Source organism: Streptomyces sp. NPDC048392 (genome assembly GCF_043200575.1).
Taxonomy (GTDB): domain Bacteria; phylum Actinomycetota; class Actinomycetes; order Streptomycetales; family Streptomycetaceae; genus Streptomyces.
The window spans coordinates 121,972-138,884 of the sequence record NZ_JBICYB010000010.1 but is presented as its reverse complement, the minus strand read 5'-3'; the positions used below and the strand labels follow the sequence as shown (position 1 = coordinate 138,884).

The following is a 16,913-nucleotide window of genomic DNA, read 5'->3' as shown; positions in this document are numbered from 1 at the left end:
CGCGGCCCCGCCCAACCGACGGAGGAGGAGTCGTTGTCGGAGGCACAGCAGGAGCTCGTCCACCTGTTCGACGGGTTGCGCGCGGTCTCGCTGTCCACGCGGCGCAGCGAGAAGTGGCGGCGCTATCCGCCCGACATCCTCCCGGCGTTCATCGCCGAGATGGACTTCCCCGTCGCCGAGCCGGTGCTCGACGCCATCCGTGCGCACCTCACCGCGGGCGGGGACCTCGGCTACGCCTACGCCTACACCACCGAGGCGCCCGTGCAGCGGGCCTTCGCGGCCTGGGCACGGGCGAGTTACGACTGGTGGGTGGAGCCGCGGAAGGTGGTGCTCTTCCCGGACACCATGCGTGTGATGGAGGTGGCGCTGGAGCAGTTCACCGAGCCGGGCGACGGCATCGTCGTCGACGTACCCGCCTACCCGCCCTACTTCGAGGCCATCACCGTGGCCGGTCGCCAGGTCGTCCCCCAGCCGATGCGGCTGCGCGGGGGCCGCTGGCGGCTCGATCTGGAGGGGCTGGCGCGGGCCTTCCGAGCTGGTGCCGCCGCGTACTTCCTGTGCAACCCGCACAATCCCACCGGACGGGTCCTGACCGGCGACGAACTGCGCGAAGTACTGTCGCTGGCGGCGGAGTTCGGGGTCGCGGTGATCTCCGACGAGGTGCACGCCCCGCTCACGCATCCGGGGCACCGGCACGTGCCGCTCGGTTCACTGCCCGAGGCGGCACGGGTGGCGACGGTGACGGCGGCCTCGGCGAGCAAGGGCTGGAACCTGTCGGGTCTGAAGTGCGCGGTGGCGGTGGCCGGCCGGGACCGGGACCACGACCGGCTCATGGAGATGCGGCCGAGGGAACGGGACGGCGTGGGCATCCTCGGGGTGAGCGCGAGCGAAGCCGCCTTCACCCTGGGCACCCCCTGGCTGCGTGCCGTACGCCACTACCTGCACGGCAGCCGGCGGATGCTCGTCGAACTGTTCGACTCCTTCGGTCCCGACCTGGAACTGGTGCCGCCCGAGGCGAGCTATCTGGCGTGGCTCGACGGCCGGCGGCTGGCCGACCGGCTGGGCAGTGACGCTCTCGCGGAGTTCTTCCTCGCCCGCGGCAAGGTCGCCGTCAGTGACGGACGGGAGTACGGGAGCGAGGGCTTCATCAGGCTCAACTTCGGCACGTCCCAGCGCCTGCTGGAGGAAATGGTTCGCCGGATGGAGAAGGCGATACGGGAGGAGACCCCGGAATCGGGCGGCGCCTCCGGGGCGCCGCCGAGGAGTGTTCCGGGATATCCCGCTCCGGTGTGCGGGTCCTACAAGCCGGCCGACAGGGAGGAGTTCTCCAGATAGTCCGTCAGCTCGGCTATGTGAATACAGAGATGTGCTTCCTCGGTGCGATGCACCACGCCGGCCACCGAGAATCTCTTGAGGAAGTAGCCGACCCGGGAACGTGTTGTCCCGACCATTTCCGCCAGCTCTTCCTGTGTTATCCGATCGCGTATCTGAGCGATCTGGTCCCTGCGTCTTCCGACCTTTTCCCCGAGGTTCACCAGCAATGCCGCCAGCCGGTGTTCACTGTCCATCGTCACCAGATTGGCGATCACCTGCTGCTGCTCCAGCAACCGGTTCGCCATGTGGCCGATCAGCGCCTCGCGCAGCAGCGGATCGCAGTCGTTCATGATCTGAGCCACGCGCACCTGTACCAACGTCGTGACCTGCATGGCCTGTGCGGTCTCGGTACGGTTGGCGGCCAGTACGCTCGACTCTCCGAACACGTCACCGGGACCGTGTATGGACAGCAGGCACTGCTTGCCGTCGCGGGTGTGCGTCAGCGTTTTGATCTGGCCGCTCTCGATAAGATAGATGTGCGCGTCGGGCTGGCCAAGATTGTAGACGTGTTCTCTCCGGCCGACATGAAACCTTGTCCCCCTGATGGTGCCTCTTCTGGCTGCTTCCTGAAGCGCGGCTGCCAGGCTTCGCTCTGTGTTGCAGAAGGGTTCCATTCCGCTCCCGGTGACCGTATCTGATCGCCAAAGCTGCTGATGAAACTGTCACGCAGATCGAATAGCTGCGCCGAATCTAAAGCATCTCCCTCAGGTAACGGTAGTACTACGGGCCAGGTTGGCTGCAAATGACCGTAACCGGGTGAGACGCTTTGCTCTACATCGCTCCGCCAGGTCGGCGCCGAAAAATAACTTCAGGTTCTGGAAGGGCCGACGGGATCGTAGAGTGGTGTTGTGACCGAGGGGATCGAGGCGGTTCTGGCGGAGAAGTTCGCTCGTTTGTTGCCGCATCTGGACGAGCGGCAGCGGCGGCTGGCTCTGGGAGCGGACGCACGGGCACTGGGGTACGGAGGAATCCGGCTGGTGGCTCGCGCTGCCGGGGTGTCGCGGGAGACGGTCTCGCGCGGCATGGCGGAACTCGTCGGCGACCCGGGACCTTCGGGCCGGGTGAGGCGTGAGGGCGGGGGGCGCAAGCGGCTGCGGGACAAGCATCCCGGTCTGGTGCCGGCCCTGCTGGCACTGGTGGAACCCGAGTCGCGGAGTGATCCGGAGTCGCCGCTGCTGTGGACGACGAAGTCGACCCGGAAGCTGGCCGAGGCCCTGACCACTCAAGGGCTCCGGGTCGGTTCTGACACGGTTGCCGCGTTGTTGAAGGAGGAAGGTTTCTCCTTGCAGCGCACCGGCCGCACGACCGGGGGAGCCCGCCCCCCGGACAGGGACGCCCAGTTCCGCCACATCAACAGCCAGGTCCGGGAGTTCACCGGCGCCGGACAACCGGTCATCAGCGTGGACACCAGGAGGAAGGAAGAGGCGCCAGGCGGCTGCGCGGTCGCCGGACGGGAGTGGCACCGCGGCGGTGAGCAGCCGGTGAGGGTGCGGGCCCGCCCGTGCCCGGAGCGGAACGCACCGGGGGTGGTGGACCCGCACGGGGCCCACGACCTGTCCGAGGGCACCGGCCGGGTGCCGGTCGGCTGTGACGGTGACACGGTGGCGTTCGCGGTGGCCGCTCTCCGACGTTGGTGGGAGGCCGAGGGCCGACGCCGCTACCCGCACGCGGCGCGTCTGCTGATCGCCGCGGACGCCGGCGGCTCGAACGGCTGCAGGATGAGGGCATGGAAGAAGGGACTCGCGGATTTCGTCCTCTCCGCCGGCCTGGACGTGACGGTGTGCCACTTCCCGCCGGGTACCTCGAAATGGAGAAGGAGTGAGCGCCGGCTTCTCTCACGCATCAGCACGAACTGGCGGGGACGCCCGCTGACCAGCCACGAAGTCGTCGTCAACACGATCGGCGGGGCCGGCACCGGCACGGGCGCGACCGTCCACGCCGAGTTCGGCCCCGGCCAGTACGCCACCGGGGCCAACATCGCGGACGAGGCCGTCGCCACGCCGCCGTTCACCCCCCACGACTGGCACAGCGCCTGGAACTACAGCCTCGGGCCGAAGCCGCCGGCCCCCCTCTCGACCCCGGCCCAGGACGATCGTGCTCAACCCGCCGACCGGGCACCCGCCTGGCTGCGTCACCCCGCCCTCACCGGGATGCGGACCACCGAGTTCGGCGAACTGCTGGGAGCTGTCGAGCGGTACCTTCTCGACCACCCGTCCCCCGGCTGTCACCACGAGCGAGCCCAACGGCGCGTCCTCCACCAAGGCCCGCTCTCCCTCTCGGACCGCCTCCTGGTCACCATCCTCCGCAACCGCTGGAAGACCGGGCTCGGACACCTCGGCGCACTCCTCAAGTCCCCGCCGGAGGCGGTCGGCACCGCCGTCCGCGAGATCACCTGCGTCCTCGAGGCCCTGGACCGGCCCGCCCGCCCGGCACCCGTCACAGCCCTCACCGCCACCGACCTCGCCGACCTCGCCGCCCTCGGGGACAAGGCGTCCCCCCAGCCCTGAAGTTATTTTTCGGCGGCCTCCTGCGGTCTAGGCGGTCCGACGCAACCCCTCCGACGAAGGCGCGGGCTTCGTCCCCCGACCGCTGCGGTGGGTGGCTCAGCAGGTCAACGGCGCCCCCATGCCGCACCGGCTCCGCACCGGCGACGACGACTGCCGGCCGGTCCGAAGCCACTCCGCGGGGACAGGCCTGCGGGGCCCGGGGCGGCGCCGCCACGATCGGGCCGGCCGTCGGCCGACAGAGGGGTTGCCGTCGAGTCGCTGTGGGCCGAGGGAGTCAAGAGCTACTTCCAGCCGAACTCCACATGACTCCTCAGTAGGGCGTCCATGCCCACCTCGACCTCCAGGGGGGCCGGCCGGGCGGCGCCCCGCTGCCGATCCGGCCCTTCGACCGGGCGCCGCACACGTGGGACGAGCCGGGGGAGTGGGCGTCGGCCGCGGGCGGCACGGTCGGTCAGCCGTCGCCCTCCCCGTCCCCGGCCAGCCCTTCCCGCCCGCCGGAGAGCTGCCCCCGCCCGGCGGTGGCGGGCTCCGGGACAGGTGCCGGACCGCGCACGCCCGGCGCCCGGGATCGCCGTCCCGGCCGGCCGCGACAGGCAGGACCTTGGGCCGGTCTAGGGGGTCGGCCGGGGAAGGGCCACGATGCCGACTCGGAGTTCGATTACCGACGGTGATCGATTCTGATCGAGTCGGACCGGTCCCGGCCCTTCAGGCACGCTTCCGGGGCCATCCAGGGCGGGTGTTTCGCGTGCTTATCGGTCTGTCGTACGAGGCCTCATACCAGAGCGGGACGTTGTCCGAGGGACTTTGGCAACTGCCCACCGCACATGAGGAGCAGGCGACTACTGTCAGTGTCCGTCGGGCGACGTAGGGCCGACGGACCAGTACACGGACCAGCACGAGGACACCGATGTCTCACCTCCGCGCCCCGGCCGCGCGAGCAGACCGCCGCGAGGGCGGACGGCACGGCCGGCCGGCCCCGCGCACCCGCACCGCGCTGCCCGAGACCCACATACGGCCCCAACTCCTGCGGCTCGCCGTGCTGCCGCCGGTCGCCGTCGCCCTCAGCGCCTGCGCGGTCGTCCTGTGCACCGTCCGGTCCACCGGCGCCCGGCCCGGCGTCGTCCTGTGGGGTGTACTCGCCGGGGCGGTGTCGGTGACCGTGGCGGCCGTCGTCATCGCCGCCGTCGCCGCCGACCGCGCCGCGCGGTCCGTGCACGACCGCGTCGGCGCGCTGCGCCGCAGCACCGCGCGCGGGGAGGGCGATCTGCGTGCCGTGGTCGAGGCGCTGCGCCGCGGCGAGACCCCGCCCCGGCGCACACCGCGCGGCGGACCGCCGGACGACGCCGACGACTTCGAACTGCTCGCCGCCGACCTCTCCCGCGCGCACGACGGCGCCGTCACCGCCGTCGTCCACGCCGCCCAGCTCTCCAGCCAGGCGGGCAGCGAACAGAAGCTGGAGGTCTTCGTCAACCTCGCCCGGCGCCTCCAGTCGCTGGTGCACCGCGAGATCACCATCCTGGACGAGCTGGAGAACGAGATCGAGGACCCCGACCTCCTCAAGGGCCTCTTCCACGTCGACCACCTCGCCACCCGCATCCGCCGCCACGCCGAGAACCTCGCCGTGCTCGGCGGCGCGGTCTCCCGCCGCCAGTGGAGCAACCCGGTCGACATGACCGAGGTGCTGCGCTCGGCCATCGCCGAGGTCGAGCAGTACTCCCGGGTCCGGCTGGTCCCACCGATCGACGGCACCCTGCGCGGCCACGCCGTCGCCGACGTCATCCACCTGCTGGCCGAACTCGTCGAGAACGCCACCCTGTTCTCCGCCCCGCGGACCCAGGTGCTGATGCGCGCCAACCTCGTCACCTCGGGCCTCGCCGTCGAGGTCGAGGACCGCGGACTCGGCATGCCCGTCGGCGAGCAGAGCCGGATGAACGCCCTGCTCGCCGACCCCGACCAGGTCAACGTCGCCCGTCTGCTGGCCGACGGCCGCATCGGGCTGTTCGTCGTCTCCCAGCTCGCCAAGCGGCACGGGATCACCGTCCGGCTGCAGACCAACATCTACGGCGGTGTCCAGGCCGTACTGGTCGTACCGCAGGCCCTGTTGGGCTCGGAGCCCGGTGTCCTGCCCGGCGGCGCTGCCCGGCCGGCGGAGGTCACCGGGGCCGAGCCGGTGCCCGTACCGCCGTCCCGGCGGGGGCCGCGGCCCGTGGCTCCCGCGCCGTCGCCGGTCCCGGTCGCACCCGCCCGGGCCGCACCCGCCCCGGCCGGACCGGCTCCGGCCCCGGTGGCGCACACGTCGGCTCCGGCCCCGGTGGCGCACACGTCGGCACCGCCGGCGCCCGTTCCGGTCGCTCCCGTCCCGGACCGGGACCGGAGGAGCGACGGCGAACCCGTGCCGCTGCCCGTACGCGGCACGCACCGGAACCGGCCCACTCCGGCCGACGCCGTGCCGGGTGCGCGGCCCGACGACCGGGGCGACCTCGCCGAACACACGGCCGCCCCGCCCGTCCCGCGGCACAGCGCGGTCCGCGGCACCATGGGCAAACCCCAGCTGCCGCGCCGCCGTGCCCAGGAGCACATCGCACCCCAGCTGCGCGGTGGTCCCGCACCGCGCCAGGAACCCGAGCAGTACACCGGTCACGACCCCGGCCTGATGGCGGCCTTCCAGCGCGGTATCGGCCTCGCGGAGGCCCAGCAGCACACGGAACCGGCTCGCATGGAACCGGCCCACCGGGACCCGGCCGGATGACCACCCCCGCCTCCGCCCCCACGACCACCCCCACGACCAGCGCTCCCGCAGACCTTCGTACCCCAAGGAGTCGATCCACCATGGCGAGCGACGCGCCGACCGGCCAAGTTTCCGACCTCGACTGGCTGATGAGCGGCCTCGTGCAGCGCGTGCCGCACACGAGCAGCGCGGTACTCCTGTCCGCCGACGGACTGGTGAAGTCCGTTCACGGCCTCGACGCCGACAGCGCCGACCACATGGCTGCCCTCGCCTCCGGCCTGTACTCCCTCGGCCGCAGCGCCGGCGTCCGCTTCGGCGACGGCGGGAACGTGCGGCAGGTCGTCGTCGAACTCGACTCGACCCTGCTCTTCGTCACCACCGCCGGCTCAGGCACCTGCCTCGCCGTGCTGGCCGGCCGCGAGGCCGACGCCGCCGTACTCGGCTACGAGATGGCGATGCTGGTCAAGAGCGTCCGCCCCTATCTGGTCACCGCCCCCCGGCAGCACGCCGTCGAACCCCCGGCGATGAGGCCTTGACGGTGACCGCGGCCGGCGACGGGCCCTGGCTCGACGAAGCCGCCGGACGGCTGGTGCGCCCCTTCACCGTCAGCAACGGCCGTACCCGGCCCACCGTCGCGCTCGACCTGATGTCCCAGGTCATGGCCACCGGGGCGACCCCCCTCGGCTACCTCGGACCCGAACACGCGCAGGCACTCGACCTGTGCCGGGCGCCCCTCCCGGTCGCCGAGCTCGCCGCCCATCTGCGGCTTCCGGTTGCGGTCACCAAGGTGCTGCTCTCGGATCTCGTCGACTGCGGTGCGCTGACCACCAAACCCCCCGCCGCGTTCCACCACGACCCCACGGACCGGGCCCTTCTGGAGGCAGTGCTCGATGGACTACGACGACAGCTCTGACCACGCACACGGCGAAGGCGCCGACCCGTTCCCCACCGCCCTGAAGATCCTCGTGGCGGGCGGCTTCGGCGTCGGCAAGACGACCTTCGTCGGCGCCGTCAGCGAGATCGCGCCGCTGAGCACGGAGGAACTGCTCACCACCGTCAGTGCGGCGACCGACAACCTCGAAGGAATCGAGAACAAGCTCGAAACGACCGTGGCCATGGACTTCGGCCGTATCACCCTCGACCCCGAACACGTCCTGTACCTGTTCGGAACACCGGGCCAGGAACGCTTCTGGTTCATGTGGGACGAGCTGTGCGAGGGCGCGCTCGGGGCCGTGATCATCGCGGACACCCGCCGCCTGGAGGAGTCCTTCGCCGCCGTCGACTTCTTCGAGGAGCGCGGACTCGGCTTCATCGTCGCGATCAACGAGTTCGACGGCGCCCACCGCTACGACCCAGAGGAGGTGCGCGCGGCCATGGACCTCCACCCCGAGATCCCCATCGTGCGCTGCGACGCCCGGATCTCCAGTTCCGGCGTACAGACGCTGCTCACCCTCGTAAGGCACCTCATCGCCCACACACCGGCCCCCACGACGGGGTTCGGCGCCGGAGTCCGCCCATGAGCTACGACCCGCCGCGCCCGGCCGGACGTCTGCTGCTCACCCCGGAGGACCGGGAGGCCCCCGCCCGGGTACGACGGCTGCGCCGGCTCGGTCTGGCGGTACGTCCCGATCCCGCCCTGGACGCCTTCGCCGCGCGTCTCTCCGGCCTCGCCGAGGCGCCGTACGCGATGGTCAACTTCCTGGTCGAGGGCGGGCAGTTCTTCGCGGGCCTGCGGGTTCCCGAGGTCCCCCCGGTGACCCGGGGCGACGGGACCAGCCCCGAGTTCGGCCGGGTCCAGCCCCGGGACCACGGCTTCTGCCCCCATGTGGTGGTCCGGCGCAAGGCGCTGGTCCTGGAGGACGTGCGCGACTATCCGCGCTTCGCGGGCAACCCCGTCGTCGACGAGTTCGGCATCCGCTCCTATCTCGGCGCCCCGCTCATCGACAGCACGGGGACGGTCCTCGGCACCGTGTCCGCCGCCGACGTACGGCCCCGGACGTGGGGGACGGCGGGACTGGCGACGATCAAGTCGACCGCGGCCGACCTCGTCCGGCGCATCGAGCGCAGCGCTGAGGACGGGCTGCCCCTGTGAGCCGCCGGCCGGCCGCCGCGGCCGCCATCGCGGGCGGCGTGAAGGAAAGCTGCGACCGGGGTTAAGAAAGGCTCGATGGACCCGGGGCGGTGTCGTACGGCAGATTGCTGTGCGATTCCCCTCCCCTCCCCGGACGCGGGCCGCTTCGGCATGCCCACCGCCGGGACCTCACCCCGTCAGGAGCCGTTGCGTTGAAGGCGCTGGTCAAGGAGAAGGCGGAGCCCGGGCTGTGGCTCGCGGACGTGCCCGAGCCCGTCGTCGGGCCCGGAGACGTGCTCATCAAGGTGCTGCGTACCGGCATCTGCGGCACCGACCTGCACATCCGGGCCTGGGACGGCTGGGCCCAGCAGGCCATCCGCACTCCGCTCGTCGTCGGGCACGAGTTCGTCGGCGAGGTCGTCGACACCGGGCGGGACGTCACCGACGTCAAGGCCGGCGACCGGGTCAGCGGCGAAGGGCACCTGGTCTGCGGCAGGTGCCGCAACTGCCTGGCCGGGCGGCGCCACCTGTGCCGCGCCACCGTCGGGCTCGGCGTCGGCCGGGACGGGGCGTTCGCCGAGTACGTCGCCCTGCCCGCCACCAACGTGTGGGTGCACCGGGTCCCCGTCGACCTGGACATCGCCGCGATCTTCGACCCGTTCGGCAACGCCGTGCACACCGCCCTGTCCTTCCCGCTGGTCGGCGAGGACGTCCTCATCACCGGCGCCGGACCGATCGGCCTGATGGCCGCCGCCGTGGCCCGGCACGCGGGCGCCCGCAACGTCGTGATCACCGACGTGAGCGAGGAGCGGCTGGAACTCGCCCTCAAGGTCGGCGTCAGCCTCGCCCTGAACGTCTCGAACGCGACCATCGCCGACGGACAGCGCGAGCTGGGTCTGCGCGAGGGCTTCGACATCGGCCTGGAGATGTCCGGCCGCCCCGAGGCCATGCGCGACATGATCGCCAACATGACGCACGGCGGCCGGATCGCCATGCTCGGCCTGCCCGCCGAGGAGTTCCCGGTCGACTGGGCCCGGGTCGTCACCTCGATGATCACCGTCAAGGGCATCTACGGCCGCGAGATGTTCGAGACCTGGTACGCCATGTCGGTGCTGCTCGAAGGCGGCCTCGACCTCGCCCCGGTCATCACCGGCCGGTACTCCCACCGCGACTTCGAAGCCGCGTTCGCCGACGCGGCGAGCGGCGGGGGCGGCAAGGTCATCCTCGACTGGACCGCGTGAAGACGTACGTACTCCCTAGGAGCTTCTGAGATGTTCGACTCCGTGCGCGACGACCTGCGCGCCACCCTCGACGAGATCCGCGCCGCCGGACTGCACAAGCCCGAGCGCGTGATCGGCAGCCCGCAGTCCGCGACCGTCGACGTCACCGCGGGCGGCCGCCCCGGCGAGGTCCTCAACTTCTGCGCCAACAACTACCTCGGCCTCGCCGACCACCCCGACGTCGTCGCCGCCGCCCACGAGGCGCTGGACCGCTGGGGCTACGGCATGGCGTCCGTGCGCTTCATCTGCGGCACCCAGGAGGTGCACAAGGAACTGGAGGCCCGGCTCTCCGCGTTCCTCGGCCAGGAGGACACGATCCTCTACTCCTCCTGCTTCGACGCCAACGGCGGCGTCTTCGAGACCCTTCTCGGCCCCGAGGACGCGGTGATCTCCGACGCCCTGAACCACGCCTCGATCATCGACGGCATCCGCCTCAGCAAGGCCCGCCGCTTCCGCTACGCCAACCGCGACACGGCCGACCTGGAGGCGCAGCTCAAGGCCGCCGGTGACGCCCGCCGCAAGCTGATCGTCACCGACGGCGTCTTCTCCATGGACGGCTACGTCGCCCCGCTCGACGAGATCTGCGACCTCGCCGAGCGCTACGACGCCATGGTCATGGTCGACGACTCGCACGCCGTCGGCTTCGTCGGCCCCGGTGGTCGCGGCACCCCCGAACTGCACGGCGTCATGGACCGCGTCGACATCATCACCGGCACCCTCGGCAAGGCGCTGGGCGGCGCCTCCGGCGGCTACGTCGCCGCCCGCGCCGAGATCGTCGCCCTGCTGCGCCAGCGGTCGAGGCCGTACCTCTTCTCCAACACGCTGGCCCCGGTGATCGCCGCCGCCTCCCTCAAGGTGCTCGACCTGCTCGAGTCGGCCGACGGCCTGCGCGTACGGCTCGCGGAGAACACCGCCCTGTTCCGCCGCCGGATGACCGAGGAGGGCTTCGACATCCTCCCCGGCGACCACGCCATCGCGCCCGTCATGATCGGCGACGCGTCGAAGGCGGCCCGCATGGCGGAGCTGCTGCTGGAGCGCGGCGTGTACGTGATCGGGTTCTCCTACCCGGTCGTCCCGCAGGACAGGGCCCGCATCCGCGTCCAGCTGTCCGCCGCCCACTCCACGGACGACGTGAACCGCGCGGTGGACGCCTTCGTCTGGGCCCGGGAGCAGCTCGACGCCTGAACCGCCGGTGACCTGAGAGAATCGGTCCCATGATCGAGGCGCGGCGGCTGCACATCCTCCGAGCGGTGGCGGACCACCGCACCGTGACGGCGGCTGCCGCCGCGCTGTATCTCACCCCGTCGGCGGTCTCCCAGCAGCTGGCCGCCCTGGAGCAGGAGACCGGCCACCGCCTGGTGGAGCGCGGGGCCAAGGGCGTACGGCTGACCCCGGCCGGCGAGATCCTGCTCAGCCACACCAACGCCGTCCTCGCCCAGCTGGAGCGGGCGGAGGCCGAGCTGGCCGCATACGACTCGGGCGAGGCGGGCACGGTCACGGTCGCCTCCTTCGCGACCGGCATCGCCCTGGTCGTCGCGCCCGCCCTGGCCCGCCTCGCCGCCTCGGCGCCCGGTATCCGCCTCCGGGTCCAGGACGCCGAGGGCGACGCCAGCCTGCCGATGGTGCTGGACCGGCAGGTCGACGTGGCCGTCGCCGTGGAGTACCGCGGGGCGCCGTCCGCCGACGACCCGCGCCTGACGCACGTCTCCCTGTACGCCGAGCCCTTCGACGCGGTCGTCCCGGTCGCCCACCGCCTCGCCGACAGCGAGGAGGTGCCGCTCGCGGAGCTGGCCAAGGACCCCTGGATCGGTCCCTACCCGGGCAACCCGTGCCACGACGTGGTCGTGCTGGCCTGCGAGAGCGCCGGGTTCCAGCCCCGTCTCGAGCACTCCTCGGACGACTTCCGCGCGGTGGTGTCCCTCGCCGCGGCCGACGCGGGCGTGGCCCTCGTCCCGCGCTCGGCGCTGCACGGCACCGACCTCACCGGAGTGGTCGTCCGCCCGGTCGACGGGATCGCGCCCACCCGGCGCGTCTTCGCGGCCGTCCGCCGGGGCGCCGAGGAACACCCGCTGATCCGCCCGGTACTGGACGCGCTCGGCGAGGCGGCCCGCGCGTGAGGCTTCGGTAACAGGGGCGTCTCATCTCCGGGCCAACGTCCCGGACACGAGACAAGACGACGGAGCCACGGGTCCGGTGGACGCCCGGCTCGCCGCCCGGCCGGCCGAGCCTCGGGCCGGACGCGGCTGGTCGCTGGGGGAGCCGGCGGAACGCAGCGGGGTGAGCCGGTCCACGCCGTCGAGGGCCGAGCGGGCGGAGACCAGTCCCACCATCGCCGTGCTGAACCGCCTGTGCGCGGTATACGGACGGACCATGTCCCGGCTGCTCAGCGAGGTCGAGGCGGAACCCGTGCTGCTGGTGCGGGCCGCCGAGCAGCCCGTGTGGGAGGGCCGTCACCCGCCTCCATCCGGACACCGGGACCGGCAGCCCCGCGGAGCACCTCTACCGGTCCGCGGCATGGACCCGGGCCGGAACGATCCCCGACTACGCCGCCGACCCGGCCGGGGGACTGCGGCCGACGACGCCGTGCTTCAAGCGGGTCGGCACGCGGGTGGACGCGTCCGCCGGCACCGGGTGACTGTCAGTCAGTGGCAGAGCCACGACCACCGGAACCCGCTACGAGTATCAATGTCAGTGGCAGAGCCACGACCACCGGAACCCGCTACGAGTATCAATGTCAGTGGCGGCGGCTAGCGTGCCTGTCATGCCGGACGCAGAAGACGTACGCCGTATCGCCCTGTCCCTGCCGGACACGACGGAGAAGACCGCCTGGAGCATGCCCACCTTCCGGGTCGCGGGCAAGATGTTCGCGACGCTGCCCGAGGAGGAGACCTCCCTCGCGGTGCGCTGTCCGAAGGAGGAACGGGACGAACTGGTGCTGGCCGAGCCGGAGAAGTTCTGGATCGCCGGACACGAGGCCCAGTTCGCCTGGGTGCGGGCCCGGCTCGCCGCCCTGGAGGGGGAGGACGAGTTGCGCGACATCCTCGCCGACTCCTGGCGCCAGGCGGCCCCGCCCCGGCTGCTCGACGCGTATCCCCGGCTCGGGCTGCCTGCCGGAAGCTGACCGAAGACCGCTCGGGCACTGTCGGTGCCCCGTGGCATGATCCGAAGACGTGCCTGGCAGCCGGGGCCGGAGGGGGGCTCCGGCTGTCGGACGTGCGACGCGAGCGGCGCGAGAGCGGTGAGCGGGGACATACGGGCGGATCGCCGGCGGGACCGGCCGGGAGGGGAGAGCGGGATGGCCGGAATGCCGTCGCAGCCCACCGGCGAGGGGGCGCTCACCGGGGAGCGGCCGGCAGTCGCGCGAACCGTCTGGTCACATGACTTCGCGCTGTTCTTCGCCGCCCGGGCCGTGGCCAGGCTGGGCGACACCATGCTGCCCGTCGCGCTCGCCGCGGGCCTGCTCCAGCACGGGTACGGGGCGGGCGCGGTCGGCCTCGCCATGGCCTCGACGGCCGCCGCCTTCGCCGGGCTGGTCGTCTTCGGCGGAGTCCTCGCCGACCGCTTCAGCACCCGCAAACTGATGGTCGGCGCCGACCTGGTACGGCTCGGCACCCAGGCCGTGGCCGCCGCGCTCTTCTTCTCCGGTCACGTCGTGCTCTGGCAGATCTGCGCGATCGGCTTCGTCAACGGCGTCGCGGGCGCCGTCTTCCAGCCCGGCGTCGCCAGCACCGTGCCCCGGCTCGCCTCCGACGTCCAGGGCGCGAACGGCGCGATACGCGTCGCCGAGTCCGCCGCCCAGCTCGCCGGCCCCGCCGTGGCGGGCCTCCTGGTCGGCTTCGCCTCAACCGGTGGGGTCTTCGCCGCTCACGCCACCACGTACGCGGTCAGCGCCCTGTGCCTGCTGCTGCTCCGCCTGCCCCCGCTCACGCCGGGGAGCCGATCCGCGGCCGGCCGGGGGGCCAAGGCCTTCCGCGCCGACCTGGTCGAGGGCTGGCGGGAGTTCCGCTCGCGCCGGTGGCTGTGGGCCGTCATCGCCGTGTGGTGCGTCTACATGATCGCCGTGTGGGGTCCGACCGTCCCGCTGGTGGCCACCGAGGTGGTGCGGGAACACGGCCCACGCACCTACGGCCTGGTCAACTCCGCCCTGGGCGCCGGCACCGTCGTCGGGGGGCTGCTCGCGCTGCGGCTGCGTCCCCGCCGTATGCTCCGGGCCGGCGCGATCGCCCTCGTCGGCTTCGCCGCCTTCCCCGCGAGCGTCGGTGCCGGGCTCGGCGTGCCCGCCATGGCGGCCGGGGCCGCCGTCGCCGGGGCGGGCATGTCCTTCTGGGGCGTGATGTGGGCGACCAGCGTGCAGACCCAGGTCCCGCCGGACGTACTCAACCGCATCCACGCCTACGACGTCGCGGGCTCCCTCGCGATGATGCCCGTCGGCCAGGCCCTGGCCGGTCCTGCCGCCTCGGCCCTCGGCGCCGGCCAGGTGCTGCTCGTGGCCGGTGCGACGAGCCTCGCCGTGTGCGCGGCCCTGCTCCTGATACCGGCGGTGCGCGGACTGGTGCGGACCGACGCGACCGCGGCCGGACCGGCCCGGACGGCGGCCGCGACCGAGCCGTCCCGTGCGCGGAGGTGCTGACGCCCTCGGACCGCGCTCCGGAAAGCGATGCGCGACCACGGGCCCGAGTGCGGTATGGTTTTCTTGCGCGTTCGGCCGGGGGAAACCCCAGGTCAGGCGGGCAACGGGACGTGGCGCAGCTTGGTAGCGCACTTGACTGGGGGTCAAGGGGTCGCAGGTTCAAATCCTGTCGTCCCGACACGGCGAAGGGCCTTCGCGGACGAGAGTCCGCGAAGGCCCTTTCGTATGCGGGGACATGCGAGGAAGAGGGCGGCCGTCGGCCGCCGAGCCCTCAGACCACGCAGCCCACATGCGCCAGTGCCTGCTTCAGCAGCACTCCGTGCCCGCCCGGCATCTCGCTCCGCACCGCCTCGGACAGGGCCTCCCGCGGGGAGAACCAGACGAGGTCCAGCGCGTCCTGCCGGGGCCGGCAGTCACCGGTCACCGGCACGACGTAGGCGAGGGAGACAGCGTGCTGCCGGGGGTCGTGGTACGGCGTGACGCCGTGCGTGGGGAAGTACTCGGCCACCGTGAACGGCTGGAGCGAGGACGGCACCCGGGGCAGCGCCACCGGGCCGAGGTCCTTCTCCAGGTGCCGCAGCAGGGCGTCCCGGACCCGCTCGTGGTGCAGCACCCGGCCGGAGACCAGCGTCCGGCTGACCGTCCCGTCGGGTCCGATGCGCAGGAGCAGGCCGACGCTGGTGACTTCGCCGCTGTCGTCCACACGAACGGGCACGGCCTCGACGTACAGGATCGGCAGGCGGGCGCGTGCCATCTCCAGCTCGTCGCTCGTCAGCCAGCCCGGCGTGGTTTCGGTCATGTCAGACATCGCTTGATCATACTTTCAGCCGTTCCTGCTTCCGGGGCGCCGCTCCGGGACTGTGACCCGTTCCACGCCGCTCAGCCGTCGGGCCGCCGGCCGGCCGGCGGCCCGGCGGGCGTTGTCCCGCCCCGCCCGGCGCGCGATGCGCGGGGCGTCCGGCGGGGACAGTTCGTCGGCGTCCGGCCGCTCGTGGACGGGCCCGGCCGCCACGTCAGTACTTCCAGCGGCAGGACGCCGCCGCCCGTTCGCCGTCCAGTCCGTCGGCCGCCTCGTCCTCCCCGGGCCGTACGGCGGCCACCGCGTCGGCGGCACCGGCCCCATGCGCGGTCCTGAGCACGTCGTCCGCGCGGAAGGCCGCGACCGACTCCGTGCGCGGCGGCGACGGCGGAGACAGGACGGCTAGGGACGCGTGGCGGTGCGGAACGGGCGGGGCAGGACGGGCGGGGCGTGGTGCGGGGGCGGGCCAGGATCAGTCCACGTCGCCGGGCAGCGGCGACGGGGTCCCGCCGTCCAGAACCGTCTTCAGGCGCTCGGTGCCCTGCCGCACGCCGCGCTGCACGGAGTCGGTCTCGCCGCCGTCCAGACCGCCGCCCGTGACGGTGAGGGCGGTGGTGCCGACGCGTACGGCGGCGATGTCCAGGGTGAGCGTGACCGGGGTGGCATCGGCGCTGCCCCGCACGGTCACGTGCAGGCCCTCGCGGGCGTCGCCGACGTCGGGCACCGACGCCTCGGTCACCTGGACCGTGCGCTTCTCGCCCCCGGAGCCGGTCGCGGTGAACTCGTCGCACTTCTGCGGCAGGGAGTTCATCCACTTCAGCCGGTCGTCGAGGCCGGCGCGGTCGTAGCCGGCCACCTGCTCCAGCAGGCGGGAGTCGCCCTGCTCGAAGCCGGTGAGCGCCGACGGTCCCGACGGCTCGCCCAGCAGGTTGTCGCGGTAGAGCCCGTCGAGCAGTTCCTGGCAGTCCGCGGCATCCGCCTGCGCGGTGAGGAAGTCGGACACGTCGACCTCGCCGACGAGCAGCCGGTCGCGCCACTTGTCGGCGTCCGGGACCTGGTTCCAGCCGCCCTCCAGGTCGGCCTCGGTGAGCAGGGCGGCCTTGGCGCCCGACTCGGTGAGGGCGGCGGGGGAGGCGCTGGGCGAGCCGGTCGCAGTGCCCGTGGGCGAGCCGCTCGGAGTCTGCTTCGCCGCGTTCCGCTCGGCGATCCCGGCCTGCTCGGCGGCGGTGTCGGCGGCGCCCCCCGACCCGCCGCCGTCCGAGCAGGCCGCTGTGGTCAGCAGTGCGCCCGCCGCCAGGGCGGAGGCCAGGAGACGGACGGGGCGGGACGGACGACGGCTCATCGCGGGATGCCTCCTGGGACGGGGAACGATGCCCTCAGCGCATCACCGCACCCGTGGACCCACCAGCGCACGAGCCTGTTCGGGTGACCGGCCGCGGGACGTGGGCGACCCGGTCAGGTCCGCGGCCGATGCGCCTCGCCTCGCGTTCGGTCTGCGGCCCGTTCGGCCCGCCTCGCGTTCGG

18 protein-coding genes and 1 tRNA gene are annotated in these 16,913 nt (G+C 72.6%); 14 read left to right on the top strand and 5 right to left on the bottom strand.

Annotation, left to right across the window (positions count from 1 at the left end; genetic code table 11):
- Positions 1-33 precede the first annotated feature (33 nt).
- Entirely contained in the window at positions 34-1,335 is a 1,302-nt protein-coding gene (locus ACGFYH_RS16735) for a MalY/PatB family protein (RefSeq protein ID WP_393803854.1), read from the top strand.
- On the opposite strand, the gene ACGFYH_RS16730 is transcribed toward ACGFYH_RS16735, so the two are convergent.
- The gene (locus ACGFYH_RS16730) at positions 1,299-1,988 is read right to left on the bottom strand and encodes a Crp/Fnr family transcriptional regulator (protein ID WP_393803853.1); all 690 of its coding nucleotides are present in this window, start codon (positions 1,986-1,988) and stop codon (positions 1,299-1,301) included. The two genes, ACGFYH_RS16735 and ACGFYH_RS16730, sit on opposite strands and share 37 nt — an antisense overlap.
- Before the next feature lie 234 nt (positions 1,989-2,222).
- Between ACGFYH_RS16730 and ACGFYH_RS16725 the strand changes: the two genes are divergently transcribed.
- From ACGFYH_RS16725 to ACGFYH_RS16665, 13 genes are all read left to right on the top strand, one after another.
- Positions 2,223-3,881: an ISAzo13 family transposase gene (locus tag ACGFYH_RS16725; RefSeq protein ID WP_393803852.1), complete on the top strand. Its 1,659-nt coding sequence runs from the start codon at positions 2,223-2,225 to the stop codon at positions 3,879-3,881.
- A 907-nt stretch (positions 3,882-4,788) separates the two neighbouring features.
- Positions 4,789-6,630 carry a sensor histidine kinase gene (locus tag ACGFYH_RS16720; protein WP_393803851.1) on the top strand — a complete coding sequence of 614 codons (1,842 nt, stop codon included), beginning with the start codon at positions 4,789-4,791 and terminating at the stop codon, positions 6,628-6,630.
- An 80-nt stretch (positions 6,631-6,710) separates the two neighbouring features.
- A complete protein-coding gene (locus ACGFYH_RS16715) occupies positions 6,711-7,145 on the top strand; it encodes a roadblock/LC7 domain-containing protein (RefSeq protein ID WP_393803850.1) in 435 nt (144 codons plus the stop codon).
- 2 nt (positions 7,146-7,147) lie between these two features.
- Positions 7,148-7,522: a DUF742 domain-containing protein gene (locus ACGFYH_RS16710; protein WP_393803909.1), complete on the top strand. Its 375-nt coding sequence runs from the start codon at positions 7,148-7,150 to the stop codon at positions 7,520-7,522.
- Positions 7,500-8,129, top strand: a complete 630-nt coding sequence (locus ACGFYH_RS16705) for an ATP/GTP-binding protein (protein ID WP_393803849.1) — start codon at positions 7,500-7,502, stop codon at positions 8,127-8,129. Before ACGFYH_RS16710 ends, ACGFYH_RS16705 begins: the two co-directional genes overlap by 23 nt.
- Complete coding sequence (locus ACGFYH_RS16700) at positions 8,126-8,701, top strand: GAF domain-containing protein (protein WP_393803848.1); 576 nt, start codon at positions 8,126-8,128, stop codon at positions 8,699-8,701. The genes ACGFYH_RS16705 and ACGFYH_RS16700 overlap by 4 nt, the downstream gene beginning before the upstream one ends.
- A 191-nt stretch (positions 8,702-8,892) precedes the next feature.
- Positions 8,893-9,921 carry an L-threonine 3-dehydrogenase gene (tdh, locus tag ACGFYH_RS16695; RefSeq protein WP_393803847.1) on the top strand — a complete coding sequence of 343 codons (1,029 nt, stop codon included), beginning with the start codon at positions 8,893-8,895 and terminating at the stop codon, positions 9,919-9,921.
- Between the two features lie 30 nt (positions 9,922-9,951).
- On the top strand, positions 9,952-11,145 hold the full coding sequence (locus ACGFYH_RS16690; RefSeq protein WP_393803846.1) for a glycine C-acetyltransferase: 1,194 nt from the start codon (positions 9,952-9,954) through the stop codon (positions 11,143-11,145).
- A gap of 29 nt (positions 11,146-11,174) precedes the next feature.
- Positions 11,175-12,077 carry a LysR family transcriptional regulator gene (locus ACGFYH_RS16685; protein WP_393803845.1) on the top strand — a complete coding sequence of 301 codons (903 nt, stop codon included), beginning with the start codon at positions 11,175-11,177 and terminating at the stop codon, positions 12,075-12,077.
- 76 nt (positions 12,078-12,153) lie between these two features.
- Positions 12,154-12,711, top strand: a complete 558-nt coding sequence (locus ACGFYH_RS16680) for a helix-turn-helix domain-containing protein (RefSeq protein ID WP_393803844.1) — start codon at positions 12,154-12,156, stop codon at positions 12,709-12,711.
- A 10-nt stretch (positions 12,712-12,721) separates the two neighbouring features.
- Complete coding sequence (locus ACGFYH_RS16675) at positions 12,722-13,081, top strand: MmcQ/YjbR family DNA-binding protein (protein ID WP_393803843.1); 360 nt, start codon at positions 12,722-12,724, stop codon at positions 13,079-13,081.
- A gap of 183 nt (positions 13,082-13,264) precedes the next feature.
- Positions 13,265-14,590: an MFS transporter gene (locus ACGFYH_RS16670; RefSeq protein ID WP_393803908.1), complete on the top strand. Its 1,326-nt coding sequence runs from the start codon at positions 13,265-13,267 to the stop codon at positions 14,588-14,590.
- 104 nt (positions 14,591-14,694) lie between these two features.
- Positions 14,695-14,768 (top strand) — tRNA-Pro (locus ACGFYH_RS16665).
- Positions 14,769-14,861: 93 nt separating this feature from the next.
- Here the strand turns inward: ACGFYH_RS16665 and ACGFYH_RS16660 are convergent.
- The 4 genes from ACGFYH_RS16660 to ACGFYH_RS16645 form a co-directional block, all read right to left on the bottom strand.
- Entirely contained in the window at positions 14,862-15,389 is a 528-nt protein-coding gene (locus ACGFYH_RS16660) for an NUDIX hydrolase family protein (RefSeq protein WP_393803907.1), read from the bottom strand.
- Between the two features lie 24 nt (positions 15,390-15,413).
- The gene (locus tag ACGFYH_RS16655) at positions 15,414-15,602 is read right to left on the bottom strand and encodes a hypothetical protein (RefSeq protein ID WP_393803842.1); all 189 of its coding nucleotides are present in this window, start codon (positions 15,600-15,602) and stop codon (positions 15,414-15,416) included.
- Position 15,603: 1 nt separating this feature from the next.
- The gene (locus tag ACGFYH_RS16650) at positions 15,604-15,729 is read right to left on the bottom strand and encodes a hypothetical protein (RefSeq protein WP_393803841.1); all 126 of its coding nucleotides are present in this window, start codon (positions 15,727-15,729) and stop codon (positions 15,604-15,606) included.
- 132 nt (positions 15,730-15,861) lie between these two features.
- The gene (locus ACGFYH_RS16645) at positions 15,862-16,731 is read right to left on the bottom strand and encodes a hypothetical protein (RefSeq protein WP_393803840.1); all 870 of its coding nucleotides are present in this window, start codon (positions 16,729-16,731) and stop codon (positions 15,862-15,864) included.
- Positions 16,732-16,913 lie beyond the last annotated feature (182 nt).

Coding starts and splice junctions, on each gene's coding strand:
- ACGFYH_RS16730 (WP_393803853.1), bottom strand. CDS start 1,988: ATGGAACCCTTCTGCAACACAGAGCGAAGCCTGGCAGCCGCGCTTCAG.
- ACGFYH_RS16720 (WP_393803851.1), top strand. CDS start 4,789: ATGTCTCACCTCCGCGCCCCGGCCGCGCGAGCAGACCGCCGCGAGGGC.
- ACGFYH_RS16715 (WP_393803850.1), top strand. CDS start 6,711: ATGGCGAGCGACGCGCCGACCGGCCAAGTTTCCGACCTCGACTGGCTG.
- ACGFYH_RS16705 (WP_393803849.1), top strand. CDS start 7,500: ATGGACTACGACGACAGCTCTGACCACGCACACGGCGAAGGCGCCGAC.
- ACGFYH_RS16700 (WP_393803848.1), top strand. CDS start 8,126: ATGAGCTACGACCCGCCGCGCCCGGCCGGACGTCTGCTGCTCACCCCG.
- ACGFYH_RS16690 (WP_393803846.1), top strand. CDS start 9,952: ATGTTCGACTCCGTGCGCGACGACCTGCGCGCCACCCTCGACGAGATC.
- ACGFYH_RS16685 (WP_393803845.1), top strand. CDS start 11,175: ATGATCGAGGCGCGGCGGCTGCACATCCTCCGAGCGGTGGCGGACCAC.
- ACGFYH_RS16675 (WP_393803843.1), top strand. CDS start 12,722: ATGCCGGACGCAGAAGACGTACGCCGTATCGCCCTGTCCCTGCCGGAC.
- ACGFYH_RS16670 (WP_393803908.1), top strand. CDS start 13,265: ATGCCGTCGCAGCCCACCGGCGAGGGGGCGCTCACCGGGGAGCGGCCG.
- ACGFYH_RS16660 (WP_393803907.1), bottom strand. CDS start 15,389: ATGACCGAAACCACGCCGGGCTGGCTGACGAGCGACGAGCTGGAGATG.
- ACGFYH_RS16645 (WP_393803840.1), bottom strand. CDS start 16,731: ATGAGCCGTCGTCCGTCCCGCCCCGTCCGTCTCCTGGCCTCCGCCCTG.